Origin of the sequence: Leisingera sp. XS_AS12 (assembly GCF_041224635.1) — a bacterium.
In the GTDB taxonomy this organism is placed as follows: domain Bacteria; phylum Pseudomonadota; class Alphaproteobacteria; order Rhodobacterales; family Rhodobacteraceae; genus Leisingera.
The window spans coordinates 280,191-292,875 of record NZ_JBGFGM010000126.1; the positions used below are offsets into that span (position 1 = coordinate 280,191).

The following is a 12,685-nucleotide window of genomic DNA, read 5'->3' on the forward strand; positions in this document are numbered from 1 at the left end:
ATCGGGCTTTGAAACGAAGAACGCCCCGCAATCAGCGGGGCGTTCAGGTCGTCTATAAGGGCGCGATTCAGCGCTTTTCGATATCGACGTAGTCGCGTGCGGTCTCGCCCAGGTACAGCTGGCGCGGGCGACCGATCTTGTTCTGTGGGTCCGCGATCATTTCCTTCCACTGGGAGATCCAGCCGACGGTGCGCGACAGCGCGAAGATCGGGGTGAACATCGAGGTCGGGAAGCCCATCGCCTCGAGGATGATGCCCGAGTAGAAGTCGACGTTCGGGAACAGCTTTTTCTCGATGAAGTAGGGGTCGTTCAGCGCGGTGCGCTCCAGTTCCTTGGCAACCTGCAGCAGCGGGTTGTCTTCGACGCCCAGCAGTTCCAGCACCTCGTCCGCGGATTGCTTCAGCACCTTGGCGCGCGGGTCGGTGTTCTTGTAGACGCGGTGGCCAAAGCCCATCAGGCGGAACGGGTCGTTCTTGTCCTTGGCGCGGGCGATGAACTCGGGGATGCGATCGACCGAGCCGATCTCCTTGAGCATTTCCAGGCAGGCCTGGTTGGCGCCACCGTGGGCCGGACCCCAAAGGCAGGCGATGCCGGCCGCGATACAGGCAAACGGGTTCGCACCCGAAGACGAGGCCAGACGCACGGTCGAGGTCGAGGCGTTCTGCTCGTGATCCGCGTGCAGGGTGAAGATCCGGTCCATTGCACGGCTGAGGATCGGGTTGACGTTGTAATCCTCGGCCGGGACCGAGAAGCACATGTGCAGGAAGTTCGCGGCGTAATCCAGATCGTTGCGCGGGTACACGAAGGGCTGACCGATCGAGTATTTATACGCCATCGCCGCAATCGTCGGCAGCTTTGCGATCAGACGGATTGCAGCCACTTCGCGCTGCCAGGGATCCGAAATGTCGGTGGAGTCGTGGTAGAAGGCGGACATTGCGCCGACCACGCCGACCAGGGTCGCCATCGGGTGCGCGTCGCGGCGGAAGCCGCGGAAGAAGTTGTGCATCTGCTCGTGCACCATCGTGTGACGGGTCACACGGGTCTCGAAATCCTCAAGCTGGGTCGCGGTCGGCAGTTCACCGTAGAGCAGCAGGTAGCAGACCTCCAGGTAGTGCGACTTGCTGGCCAGCTGGTCGATCGGGTAACCGCGGTGCAGCAGAATGCCCTCGTTGCCATCGATATAAGTGATGGTGCTGTCGCAGCTGGCGGTGGAGGTGAAGCCCGGGTCGTAGGTGAACACGCCGGCCTGCGCGTAGAGCTTGCGGATGTCGAGGACATCTGGCCCGGCCGTTGGAGAGAAAATGGGCAGCTCGTATGTTTTGCCATCCAGGCTGAGCGTGGCAGATTTCTTGGTCTCGGTCATAGATGTCCCTTCCTGTTGCAGGCACGACCTCCGCCGAAAGCGGCGGAGATGTGCAGGGCAGCGCCTGCGCTGTGTCGCGCAGGGCTTGTCGTATCAATAAAGGGCTTACCCGAGAGTGAAGACCGGGGTCAGCCCGTGGCGTCAGCGAGCCGGGCGAGGGTTTCCTCACGGCCCAGAATCAGCATCATGTCGAACACCGAAGGCGTTACCGCCCGGCCTGCCAGCACGGCCCGTAAAGGGGCAGCCAGCTTGCCGAACTTGGTATCATGTGCTTCTGCAAATGCGTTCAGAAGCGCCTCCAGATCGTCACGGACCCAGCTAGCATTTTGCAACTGCGGCGTCAATTCTTCCAGTATACCATCGGATACAGACGCCAGCGCCTTTTCTGCCTTCTCATCCCGGTCAATTGGCCGTGAAGCCAGTACAAAATGCGCTTTTTCAAGCAGTTCAGGGAAGGTCCGTGCCCGATCTTTGAGGCAATACATCGCAGATTCAAGACCTTGTGACTGTACGTCAGTCAGCGGCGGCAATCCGGCGGCGGCCAGGTAGGCGGTAATTTCCTGCCGCAGCGCGGCATCATCGCTAACGGCGATGTGCTGGCCACACAGGTTTTCCAGCTTCTTGGTGTCAAAGCGCGCCGGGCTTTTGCCGATACCATCGAAATCAAACCAGTCGCGGGCCTGCTCGTCGGTGAAGAATTCGTCGTCACCGTGGCTCCAGCCCAACCGGGCAAGGTAATTGCGCATGCCCGCCGCGGGATAACCCATGGCTTGGTATTCCTGCGCTCCCAGCGCGCCGTGGCGCTTGGACAGCTTTTTGCCATCAGGCCCGTGGATCAGCGGGATATGGGCCCAGACCGGAACGTCCCAGCCCATTGCCTCATAGATCATCATCTGGCGGGCGGCATTGTTCAGGTGGTCGTCGCCGCGGATCACATGGGTCACGCCCATGTCGTGGTCGTCGACAACCACGGCCAGCATGTAGACAGGTGTGCCGTCGGAGCGCAGCAGGATCATGTCGTCGAGCTGGTCATTGCGGATGGTCACATCGCCCTGCACCTCATCCTTGATGACGGTGACGCCGTCCTGTGGCGCCTTGATGCGCACGACATAGGGGGCATCGGGATGGGTGGACGGGTCGGCGTCGCGCCAGGGCGAGCGATAGAGGGTCGACTTGCCCTCGGCCTTGGCCTGTTCACGGAAGGCTGCAATTTCGTCCTGGGTCGCAAAGCATTTGTAGGCCTTGCCTTCGGCCAGCAGCTGGTGCGCCACCTCGGCGTGCCGATCGGCGCGGGCGAATTGGCTGATGACCTCACCGTCATGGTCCAGCCCCAACCACTGCATACCTTGCAGGATGGCCTCGGTGGCCTCCGGGGTGGAGCGTTCACGGTCGGTGTCCTCGATGCGCAGCAGGAACTTGCCGCCGCGACCCCGAGCGTAGAGCCAGTTGAACAGCGCGGTGCGGGCACCACCGATGTGCAGAAAGCCGGTGGGCGAGGGGGCGAAACGGGTGACAACCGGTTTGGTCATGTGCGGGATTTACCTTTTGGAAACCATCAGAGGCATAGAGTTGCCGCCTGTCTACCGGGCCAGAAGGCGGGGGGCAAGCATGCGAGCGATGTCGGCGATCACCGATCAGCTGAATGCGCAGCGGGGGCATCTGTTCCCGTGGAGCCCGGTCTTTCTCGGCACCGGCATCGGGATCTATTTCACCTTGCCTGTTGAACCGGACGTGGTCCACCTGGCCGCGGTTGCCGGGCTGTCGGTGGTGTTGTGCGTGGTTGCCTGCAGCCGGGCGGGCTTTGCCTTTTTGTCCTGGGCGCCGATGCTGGTCGCCGCAGGTCTGTGCCTGGCGGCCGCGCGTGCCCATCTGGTGGCAGCCCCGGTTCTGGATTTTCGCTACTACGGCCCCGTGGAAGGGCGGTTGGTATCCGTGGACCGCTCGCCCACCGATGCGGTCAGGCTGACGCTTGAGGATGTGCGGCTGTCCGGAGTTGCCCCCGCGCGCACCCCAGCGCGGGTGCGGATTTCGCTGAAGACCGCTGAGCGGATACCCGAGCCTGGCGCGCGCGTGATGACGACCGCCCATCTCTTGCCGCCACAGGGGCCAAGCGAACCCGGGGGCTTCGACTTTCGTCGCCATGCGTGGTTCTTGCAGTTGGGTGCTCTTGGCTACACGCGTGCGCCAATCCTGCTGGCGGAAGCGGGCACCGATCATTTGGCGGTGGCGAAACTGCGGCGGCGGGTATCCGAGTTCCTGATGCGCGGGATGGACGGCAGGGCGGCGGGCTTTGCCGCCGCGATTGTCGTCGGCGACCGCAGCAACGTTGACCGACAAAGCCTCGAAAACCTGCGACGTAGCAACCTTGCCCACCTGCTGGCAATTTCGGGCCTGCACATGGGGCTGTTGACCGGCTTCATATTTGCCGCCATCCGCCAGACCCTTTGCCTGCTGCCCTGGATCGGTCCCCGCTGGCCGGTCAAGAAACTGGCTGCGGGCGCAGCCCTGTTGGCGGGGTTTGGCTATCTGGTGCTGTCCGGCGGATATGTCGCGACGGAGCGTGCGTTCATCATGGTCTCCGTGATGTTCGGGGCCGTGTTGCTCGACCGGCGTGCGATTACACTGCGCGCGGTTGCGCTGGCTGCGGTGATCGTGCTGGTGCGCCGCCCCGAGAGTTTGCTGAGCCCCGGCTTTCAGATGAGCTTTGCGGCAACGACGGCGCTGGTGGCCGCCTTTGACGCCTTGCGCCAGGGCGCTGTGCCGCTGGGACCTGGTTGGTGTCGTCCGCTTGTGGCGCTGCTGATTTCGTCGGCCGTGGCAGGGGCGGCGACGGCCCCATTGGCCGCAGCGCATTTCAACATGGTGCCGCATTACGGGCTTTTGGCGAACCTTCTGGCGGTTCCCGTGATGGGGATGGTGGTTGTTCCGGCAGCGGTGTTGGCCCTGTGCCTGGCGCCCCTGGGGCTCGAGATCGTCGGGCTGGCCCCGATGAAATGGGGGCTGGAGTGGATTTTGACAGTTGCCGAACAGGTCGCGGCACTGGAGGGCGCAATCTCACAGGTTTCGGCGCCCGGCGGCTGGATGCTTCCGGTGTTTACCGCAGGCATGCTTGTTGCCATCCTCTGGCAAGGGCGGCTGCGGCTACTGGGCGTTCTGCCCGCCGTCATCGCCTTGCTGTGCTGGCCCTCGGCTGGTCGGCCCATTTTGCTGATCGCGGACAGCGGAGGGCTGGTCGGTGTGATGGCGCCTGAGGGCCGCGCGCTGTCCCGTGCCAAAGGGCAAGGGTTCACGGCTGGGATCTGGCTGGAAAATGATGGCGATGCCGCATCGCAGGCAGAGGCGGCGACGCGTTGGTCGGAAAAAATGAACGGGCTGCCGGTCTGGCAGCGGGCGGGACTGCGTGTGCGGCATGCGCCGGGGAAGCGAAAGTTGGCGTCCGTAACGGATTGCGATGATCGTGATATCGTCGTCACCACGGTGGAACCCGAGAGCGGCGGTGCGGCGGATTGCCTGGTGCTGCATCCAAGGGTGATGCGCCAGACCGGCAGTATTGCCCTCGATGCCGAGGGACGCCTGCAAACCGCGCGTAGCCTATCCGGCGCGCGGCTGTGGACGCAGTGGCAACCCGCAAGCGCCGAGGTGCGGCGCTTGCGGGACATCTTGGGGGCTGAACCAAAATGAGACGTCGGACTGGCCTCTACCGGGTCGTCGAAACCTGTTCCTGACCGGTGCAGGTGAACGGCGTCACTTCCTGCCGTTGCGAAACAAGTGCTCAGTAAGTGCGGATCAGGCCAACCAGAAGCCCCTGGATGCGGACCTGCTCTTCGGGATAGCGGCGGGTTTCATAGGCCGGGTTCGCGGCTTCCAGCGCGATGATGCTGCCCTCACGGTGATATCGTTTCAGGGTCGCTTCGTGACCTTCGACCAGCGCCACGACAATATCACCGTCGTCCGCGGCCTCGGTCTCGCGGATGACAACGATATCACCGTTGTTGATCCCGGCTTCGATCATCGAATCGCCTTTTACTTCCAGCGCGAAATGCTGGCCGTTCGGGGAAATCATGCCGCCGGGAACCGTGACCTGATGTGACACCTGGCTGATTGCCTCGATCGGCACGCCCGCGGCAATGCGGCCCATCACCGGCAATTCCACTGCCGAACTGTGCCGCGCCGATGTGCGGGCAGGGGTGCGGTCCTGTCCGCCATCGATCACGGTCGGGGAAAATCCTTGCGCCTCGGTCCCGGCGTTTTGCGGCTCCGAGCCGCCGCCGAGGCTTTCGGGAAGGCGCAGAATCTCGATCGCGCGGGCCCGGTGGGCCAGACGGCGGATGAAACCGCGTTCCTCCAAAGCCGTAATCAGCCGGTGGATGCCCGATTTGGAGCGCAGATCCAGCGCGACCTTCATCTCGTCAAAACTGGGTGGCACGCCGTCCCGTTGCAGGCGTTTGTGAATGAATTCGAGCAAATCCAGCTGTTTTTTCGTGAGCATCGTTGCTCCCTCCGCGGCGTGGGTCCTGTTTTCCTTTGTTCTATTCATGTTCCCGTTTTGTGTCAACCGCTCCGCCGCAGGTTGACGAACATACAGGCAACACAGGAACCCGATAGAAACAGACGCAGGGCCTCGGCGGCGATGAACGCGCGGGTCAGATGGGGAGGTAACGGACCATTTCGCCGACGCTGCGCGCCGGGTCATGCGGGGGGCGGACGAGGAGGGCGTTTGCCTTGGCGAGGACGGTCAAAAGAGAGCTGTCCTGATTGTCGAAAGCCTGCACCCCCTCGGCGTCAAGCTGCGCGCGCATGTAATGCTCGCGCGGGCCGTTGGCAGGCAGCGCCTTGGCCAATCGGGCTGTTTGAAACTCAGGCTCGGTCGTGGACAATCCCAGCATGGCGCGGATCATCGGCGCCAGAAACACCTGGCCACAGACCATGGCCGAGACCGGGTTGCCGGGCAGGCCAACCATGACGGCGGCGTTCATGCGGCCAGCCATCAGGGGTTTGCCGGGGCGCATCGCCACCTTGTAGAAGGATCGCTGCAACCCGAGGTCCGCGGCCACATCCGCGACAAGATCATGATCGCCGACAGAGGCTCCTCCGATGGTAACCACCAGGTCTGCGCCCTCCGCCAGTTCGAACGCGGTGCGCAGGGCGCTTCTTGTGTCGCGTGCGATCGGCAGGATCCGCGCACGTGCGCCCAGCCCGTCGAGCATCGCTTTCAGGCCGAAGGTGTTGGAAACGATGATTTGATCGGCTTCCGGGGTGTCGCCCGGCATCACCAGTTCATCCCCGGTCGAGATCAGCGCGACCTCGGGGCGGCGAGTCACCGGGACGGATGGAATGTTCATCGCGGCCAGCAAGGCGATATCGGCGGCGGTCAGAAGCCGGGGCGACGATACCGTCTGCCCGGCAAGGAAATCGCCTCCGCGGGGGCGGATGTTGCTGTTCGCACCGGGTTCGATGGTGATGAGATCACCGGTGCGGCTCACATCCTCCTGGATGACAACGAAACTTGCGCCGTCCGGGACCGGCGCGCCGGTGAAGATCCGCACGGCCTGGCCGGCACCGACACGTCCCTGGAAACCGTGACCGGCGGCGGCTTCGCCGATCACCTTGAACATGGCGTGACGCTCGACCTCGGCGGCGTTGACGGCGTAGCCATCCATGGCTGAGGCCGAGAAGGGAGGCTGGTCACGACGTGCCACAACATCCTGTGCGAGCACCCGGCCCGCGGCATCGGCGAGGGGTACGGTCTCTGCCTCGAGCTGGCGAACCAGCGCCAGGAGTTGCGTGCGCGCGTCGTTGACCGAGATCATTTAAGCCTCATACCTGCCTGATTTTCCGCCATCTTTTAGCGTGACACGGATGCCTCCGATTTGCATCGCCTTGTCCACGGCCTTGGCCATGTCGTAAACGGTCAGCGCTGCTGTGGAAACCGCGGTGAGTGCTTCCATCTCGACGCCGGTCTGTCCGGTGGTCTTGACCGTGGCGGTAATGCGCACCCCAGGCAGGTCGGGGTCAAGGGTCAGGTCGACCGCGACCTTGGTGACGGGCAGCGGGTGGCACAGCGGGATCAGGTCGGGCGTTTTCTTTGCCCCCATGATGCCGGCGAGGCGGGCCACGGAGAGGACGTCACCCTTCTTGGCGCGGCCTTCCGCGATGATGTCATAGGTCGCCGGGGCCATGCTGACATAGCCCTCGGCGGTGGCGATCCGCGCGGTCACTTCCTTGTCCGAGACGTCGACCATATGGGCGTCGCCCTTGGCGTCAAAATGCGTAAGGCTCATCCTGTAACTCCCTGAATTACATCGCGTTTGGCGTCAGAGGGTTGTCCAGGATCTTGCGGGTTGCCGTCGCCACGTCCTCTTGTCGCATCAGGCTTTCGCCGATCAGGAAGTTGCGGGCGCCATAGCGTGCCATATCGGCCAGATCCTGCGGCGTGAACAGGCCGCTTTCGCAAACAATCGTGCGATCCGGCGGCACCAGACGCGACAGGGTGCGGGTGGTGTCCAGCGAGGTCTCGAAGGTCTTGAGGTTGCGGTTGTTGATCCCCATCAGCGGCGATTTCAAGAGGCAGGCACGTTCCAGCTCTTGCTCGTCGTGCACTTCCAGAAGCACGTCCATTTCCCAGTCAAAGGCGCATTGCTCCAGCTCTTGCGCCTGGGCATCCGACACGGAGGCGAGGATGATGAGGATGCAGTCCGCCCCCAAGGCGCGGGCCTCGGCGACCTGGTAGGGGTCATACATGAAATCCTTGCGCAGCGCGGGCAGGGCGCAGGCATCGCGGGCCTCGGTCAGGAAGGATTTGGCCCCCTGGAAGCTGGGCGTGTCGGTCAGCACCGAAAGACAGGTCGCGCCGCCTGCCTCATAGGCTTTGGCCAGCTCGGCCGGATTGAAGTCCGGGCGGATCAATCCCTTGGAGGGGCTGGCCTTCTTGATTTCTGCAATCAGGCCATACCCGGTCCGGCTTGCGCGCATCAGGCTGCGGGCAAAGCCGCGTACAGGCGAGGCTTCGCGGGCCTCGGCCTCCACTGCTTCGAGCGGTTTGACAGATTTGTCCGCGGCCACTTCTTCGAGCTTGTAGGCCTTGATCTTGTCGAGCACGTTTTCGGTCATGCCGGTGCCTCCGTTCCTGCGTTCCAGTCTATGGTATCTTCGCCACGGGCGGCGAGCCAAGTGTTAACCCGCGAAAAGGGTCGTGAGCCGAAGAAGCCGCGCCGCGCCGACAGCGGCGAGGGATGCGCGGTTTTCAGGATCAGGTGATCGCCCGGTTTGATATGTTTTTCAAGCTTTTGCGCAGCATTTCCCCAAAGGAGAAATGCCGTCGGCCGAGACGAGGTGAGCGCCAGGACCTGGTGAACCAGATGCTGCCAGCCCAGGTTCTGATGCGCGTTCGCCGCCCCGGCTGGAACGGTTAGCGCCGTATTCAGCAGCAATACGCCTTGCTGCGCCCAACCGCGCAGGTCGCCATTGGGGCGACGGATGCCAAGATCATCCTCCAACTCCTTGTAAATATTCGACAAGGAGCGGGGAAGAGGACGCACGTCCGGTGCCGTGGAGAACGCCAGCCCATGCGCATGGCCCGGCGTGGGATAGGGATCCTGCCCCAGTATAACGACGCGTGTGGCGTCCGGCTGGGTCAGCTCCAGTGCCGCGAACCGTTGCGGTGCTGGCGGCAGAATGTCTCGCTGATCCGCGCGCAAGGCAGACGCAATGGCAGGCCAGTGATCCGAGAAAAATGGAAGCTGGGCCCATTGGCCCAGCCCGGACGGCAGCTCGGTCATGCTTGTGATGTGATCCGGGCGAGCGCCTCGACCTTGGCCTTGGCCGCACCGCTGTCAATGGAGTCAGCAGCCTTGGCCACGCCGTCCTTCAGATCCGAGGCATGGCCTGCCACGACCAAGGCGGCGGCGGCATTCAGCAACACCGCATCACGATAGGCGGAGGGTTCGCCAGCCAGCAGGGCCCGGAAGGCTTTCGCGTTGTCCTCGGGCGTGCCGCCGACGATCGCCTCGAACGGGTGCACGGGCAAGCCAGCCTGTTCAGGGTGGACTTCCATCTCGTTGATTTCACCGGTTTCTTCCAGTGCCGAGACCCAGCTTACACCCGTGATTGTCAGCTCGTCCGTGCCATCGGAGCCATGAACCAGCCATGCGCGCTCGGCCCCCAGTGCCTTGAGCGTTTCAGCCATCGGACGGATCAGATCGCGGCTGAACGCACCGGTCAATTGCCGCTTGACGTTTGCTGGATTGGTCAGCGGGCCGAGAATGTTGAAGATCGTGCGAGTGCCCAGTTCGGACCGGGTCGGCATGACATGCGCCACCGCGGGGTGGTGCATGGGCGCCATCATGAAGCCGATCCCGGCCTCGTTTATGGCCTTCTCCACGACCTTGGCCCCGATCATCACGTTGATCCCCATCTGCGATTGCAGATCCGCGGTGCCGGATTTGGAGCTGAGGTTGCGGTTGCCATGTTTGGCCACCACCACGCCGGCGCCCGCGGTCACAAAGGCCGTCGCGGTGGAGATGTTCAACGTGTTCTTGCCGTCCCCTCCGGTGCCGACGATGTCGATGGCTCCGGCCGGGGCCTTGACCGGGTTGCACTTGGCGCGCATCACGGCGGCCGCCGCGGCGTATTCATCAACGCTTTCACCCCGGGTGCGCATCGCCATCAACAAACCGCCGATCTGGCTGGGCGTGGCTTCGCCTTCGAACAGCAGGGTAAAGGCTTGTTCAGCCTCCGCGCGGGTCAGGGAGCGTTCGGCGGCGGCACCGATCAGCGGTTTCAGCTGTTCGCTCATGCCGGCACCTTCATCACGTCAAGAAAGTTTTTCAGCAACGCGTGGCCGTGTTCCGAGGCAATGGACTCTGGGTGGAACTGCACCCCGTGAATCGGAAGGTCCCGATGCTGAAGCCCCATGATGGTCCCGTCTTCCAATTCTGCGGTGACCTCCAAGCAGGCGGGAAGTGTTTCGCGCTCCACTACCAGAGAGTGATAGCGAGTTGCCTCAAACGGGGAGGGCAAACCTTTGAAAAGGCCAACATCCTTGTGGTGCATCGCGCCCATCTTGCCGTGCACAATCTCATGGCAGCGCACCACCTTGCCACCAAAGGCCTGTCCAATGGTCTGATGGCCAAGGCAAACGCCAAGCAGCGGCGTGCGGGTTTCGGCGGCGGCTTCTGTCAGGGCGAGGCAGATGCCCGCCTGGTCCGGATCACAGGGGCCCGGCGACAGCAGGATGCCCGCGGGCTTCATGGCCATGGCTTCCTGCACGTCGATGGCATCGTTTCGGCGCACTTCCATTTCCGCGCCAAGCTCACCGAGGTAATGGACGAGGTTGTAGGTAAAGGAGTCGTAGTTGTCGATCAGCAGCAGCATCTTGGCGGGCTCTTTTAAGGGTGGCGGGCGGGGGCCGCGCCGCAGTATAGTCGTTGCAACATACATGTTCAGGGATAAGAGGCAGCGTCAAGGGCAGGAAAGGCGATTGACCTGAGCGGGCGGCAACAGGCCCGCGGTCGAAGTCGCAGTCGGACGCGCCACAGGCAATACGGATTGAGAGGCAGAACAGGCATGCGGGGATTTCTGGGCGGCGTGAGTGTCGGAGCGTTGCTGGCTGCAGGCGGGATGATGATGTTGTCGCTGTCGGTGCCATTGCCCGAGCGGCTGACCTCCGGCGCACCAACGGTGGATCAGCCGGTTGGCGCTACAGGTGATCTGGCCCCAAGCCCTGCTGAGGCCGGTTCGAGGTCGCAGCCTGCGCCCGAGATGGTCGAGACCACTGACAATGCGGATGCGAGCAGCGAGGCTGCAAGCGATGCGCCGCTGTCCCCGGCACCTGAAACCGGTGCCACCCCACAGCTGCCGAATGGCGCGCCAAGCGGACAGGACGCGCCGACGCAGGAACTGGCGCGAGACGCTGACCTCGCCGAGGCGCAGCCGACCGGCCCTGGTTCGCTGGTTGCCCCCGACGATCTGAGTGATTTGGCAGATGCAGATACCACGCCGACGCAACGCCCCGAGGTGAGCGCGGATACGGCAATCGCCGAGACGGATGGACCGGATGTTGCCCAGGCGCCCGCGGTCGGTGGGGCAGAAACGATAACGGAGCCGCAGCCGCAGCTGCAACAGCCCGAGGTCCCGCCTGCGCCGCAGACCGAGGCTGCCGTTGTCGCCGCGACAGACCCTGCGCCGCTGCCGGTGGAAAGTGACGCCGACGATCGGCAAGAGGATGCGGAGGATGTTCTGGCGACACTTCCGCCAGGTGATGACCCCGTTGTCGCACCCGAGGACGCCCCTCGATCCGATGCGGTGACGGTTGTCACGCCGCCCTCTGGTGAGGCTGTGTCGCAGGCTCCGGACATTGGCACCCCGCCGCGCGCCACGACGCTGCCTGTGATCGGCATTGCGCCCCCAGTGCCGGAGACCGAGGCAAGCGACACCGACCTGCCCGAAGCGGAAACGCCTTCAGGTGAGGCCGAGACCGATCAGGTCGAAGACACCGCCGGCCTGTCGCCGCAGATCGGAACGCCGGTGGTGCCCTTGACCGAACGGGATGACGAAGAGCGGATCAGCGCAGTTGCATCCGGAGTTCTGCCTTTTGCGGCTTACTCCGAACCCTTCGAGAACCGGGACGGGCGGCCGCTGATGTCCATTGTACTGATCGACGATGAGGGCGCTGTCGGAGCCGAGGCGCTGGCGGAGTTCCCCTATCCCTTGAGCTTTGCAATCGACCCGGAGGACCCCGATGCCGCCGCCAAAATGGCGGCACGGCGCGCGGCCGGGTTCGAAGTCCTGATGCTGGCGGACTTGCCCCGCGACGCTGCGCCGCAGGATGCCGAAACGGCGCTGGAGGTCTGGCGGCGGCAGTTGCCCGAAGCAGTGGCCATCCTCGAAGGGGTGGAGACCGGGGTGCAGGGAAACCGCCCGCTGGCGGATCAGGTTGCGGCCGTGGCCGCATCAGCTGGTTACGGACTGGTGACCCAGAACAGCGGCTTGAACACGGTGCAGAAACTGGCGCTGCGTGACGGGGTTCCCGCGGGCGTGGTGTTCCGGGATTTCGACGGTGCCGGGCAGGACCCACGTGCAATCCGGCGCTTCCTGGATCAGGCGGCCTTCCGGGCCGGGCAGGAGGGCGCGGTGATCATGTTGGGTCGGCTGCGGCCGGATACGATTTCCGCTCTGCTGATCTGGGGGCTTCAGGACCGGGCGAGCCGCGTCGCCCTGGCACCGGTGTCCGCCAGCCTGCTGGCCAAGCTGCCGCCGAAATAACCATGAAAAAACGGCGCCCGGATCGGGCGCCGTTGCTATTGGCCGGAATCTATCTCGACA

The 12,685-nt window shown here is 63.9% G+C and carries 11 protein-coding genes; 2 read left to right on the plus strand and 9 right to left on the minus strand.

The window, feature by feature from the left end:
- Positions 1 to 67: 67 nt before the first annotated feature.
- Complete coding sequence (gene gltA, locus AB9K35_RS21630; protein ID WP_222453110.1) at positions 68 to 1,363, minus strand: citrate synthase; 1,296 nt, start codon at positions 1,361 to 1,363, stop codon at positions 68 to 70.
- A 128-nt stretch (positions 1,364 to 1,491) separates the two neighbouring features.
- Positions 1,492 to 2,892 carry a glutamate--tRNA ligase gene (gene gltX / locus AB9K35_RS21635; RefSeq protein ID WP_369929354.1) on the minus strand — a complete coding sequence of 467 codons (1,401 nt, stop codon included), beginning with the start codon at positions 2,890 to 2,892 and terminating at the stop codon, positions 1,492 to 1,494.
- A 79-nt stretch (positions 2,893 to 2,971) separates the two neighbouring features.
- Between gltX and AB9K35_RS21640 the strand changes: the two genes are divergently transcribed.
- The gene (locus tag AB9K35_RS21640) at positions 2,972 to 5,044 is read left to right on the plus strand and encodes a ComEC/Rec2 family competence protein (RefSeq protein WP_369929356.1); all 2,073 of its coding nucleotides are present in this window, start codon (positions 2,972 to 2,974) and stop codon (positions 5,042 to 5,044) included.
- Between the two features lie 91 nt (positions 5,045 to 5,135).
- On the opposite strand, the gene lexA is transcribed toward AB9K35_RS21640, so the two are convergent.
- The 7 genes from lexA to AB9K35_RS21675 form a co-directional block, all read right to left on the minus strand.
- The gene (gene lexA / locus AB9K35_RS21645; protein WP_369929358.1) at positions 5,136 to 5,852 is read right to left on the minus strand and encodes a transcriptional repressor LexA; all 717 of its coding nucleotides are present in this window, start codon (positions 5,850 to 5,852) and stop codon (positions 5,136 to 5,138) included.
- Between the two features lie 154 nt (positions 5,853 to 6,006).
- Complete coding sequence (gene glp / locus AB9K35_RS21650) at positions 6,007 to 7,173, minus strand: gephyrin-like molybdotransferase Glp (protein WP_369929360.1); 1,167 nt, start codon at positions 7,171 to 7,173, stop codon at positions 6,007 to 6,009.
- Complete coding sequence (gene moaC, locus AB9K35_RS21655; protein WP_369929362.1) at positions 7,174 to 7,644, minus strand: cyclic pyranopterin monophosphate synthase MoaC; 471 nt, start codon at positions 7,642 to 7,644, stop codon at positions 7,174 to 7,176.
- A gap of 16 nt (positions 7,645 to 7,660) precedes the next feature.
- Entirely contained in the window at positions 7,661 to 8,473 is an 813-nt protein-coding gene (gene trpC, locus AB9K35_RS21660) for an indole-3-glycerol phosphate synthase TrpC (protein WP_369929364.1), read from the minus strand.
- On the minus strand, positions 8,470 to 9,141 hold the full coding sequence (locus AB9K35_RS21665; RefSeq protein WP_369929366.1) for a uracil-DNA glycosylase: 672 nt from the start codon (positions 9,139 to 9,141) through the stop codon (positions 8,470 to 8,472). The genes trpC and AB9K35_RS21665 overlap by 4 nt, the downstream gene beginning before the upstream one ends.
- Complete coding sequence (trpD, locus tag AB9K35_RS21670; protein ID WP_369929368.1) at positions 9,138 to 10,157, minus strand: anthranilate phosphoribosyltransferase; 1,020 nt, start codon at positions 10,155 to 10,157, stop codon at positions 9,138 to 9,140. Before trpD ends, AB9K35_RS21665 begins: the two co-directional genes overlap by 4 nt.
- Entirely contained in the window at positions 10,154 to 10,735 is a 582-nt protein-coding gene (locus AB9K35_RS21675; protein WP_369929370.1) for an aminodeoxychorismate/anthranilate synthase component II, read from the minus strand. Before AB9K35_RS21675 ends, trpD begins: the two co-directional genes overlap by 4 nt.
- A 192-nt stretch (positions 10,736 to 10,927) precedes the next feature.
- On the opposite strand from AB9K35_RS21675, the gene AB9K35_RS21680 reads away from it, so the two are divergent.
- Positions 10,928 to 12,625 (plus strand): divergent polysaccharide deacetylase family protein, encoded by a 1,698-nt coding sequence (locus tag AB9K35_RS21680; protein WP_369929372.1) that lies wholly within the window; start codon positions 10,928 to 10,930, stop codon positions 12,623 to 12,625.
- Positions 12,626 to 12,685 lie beyond the last annotated feature (60 nt).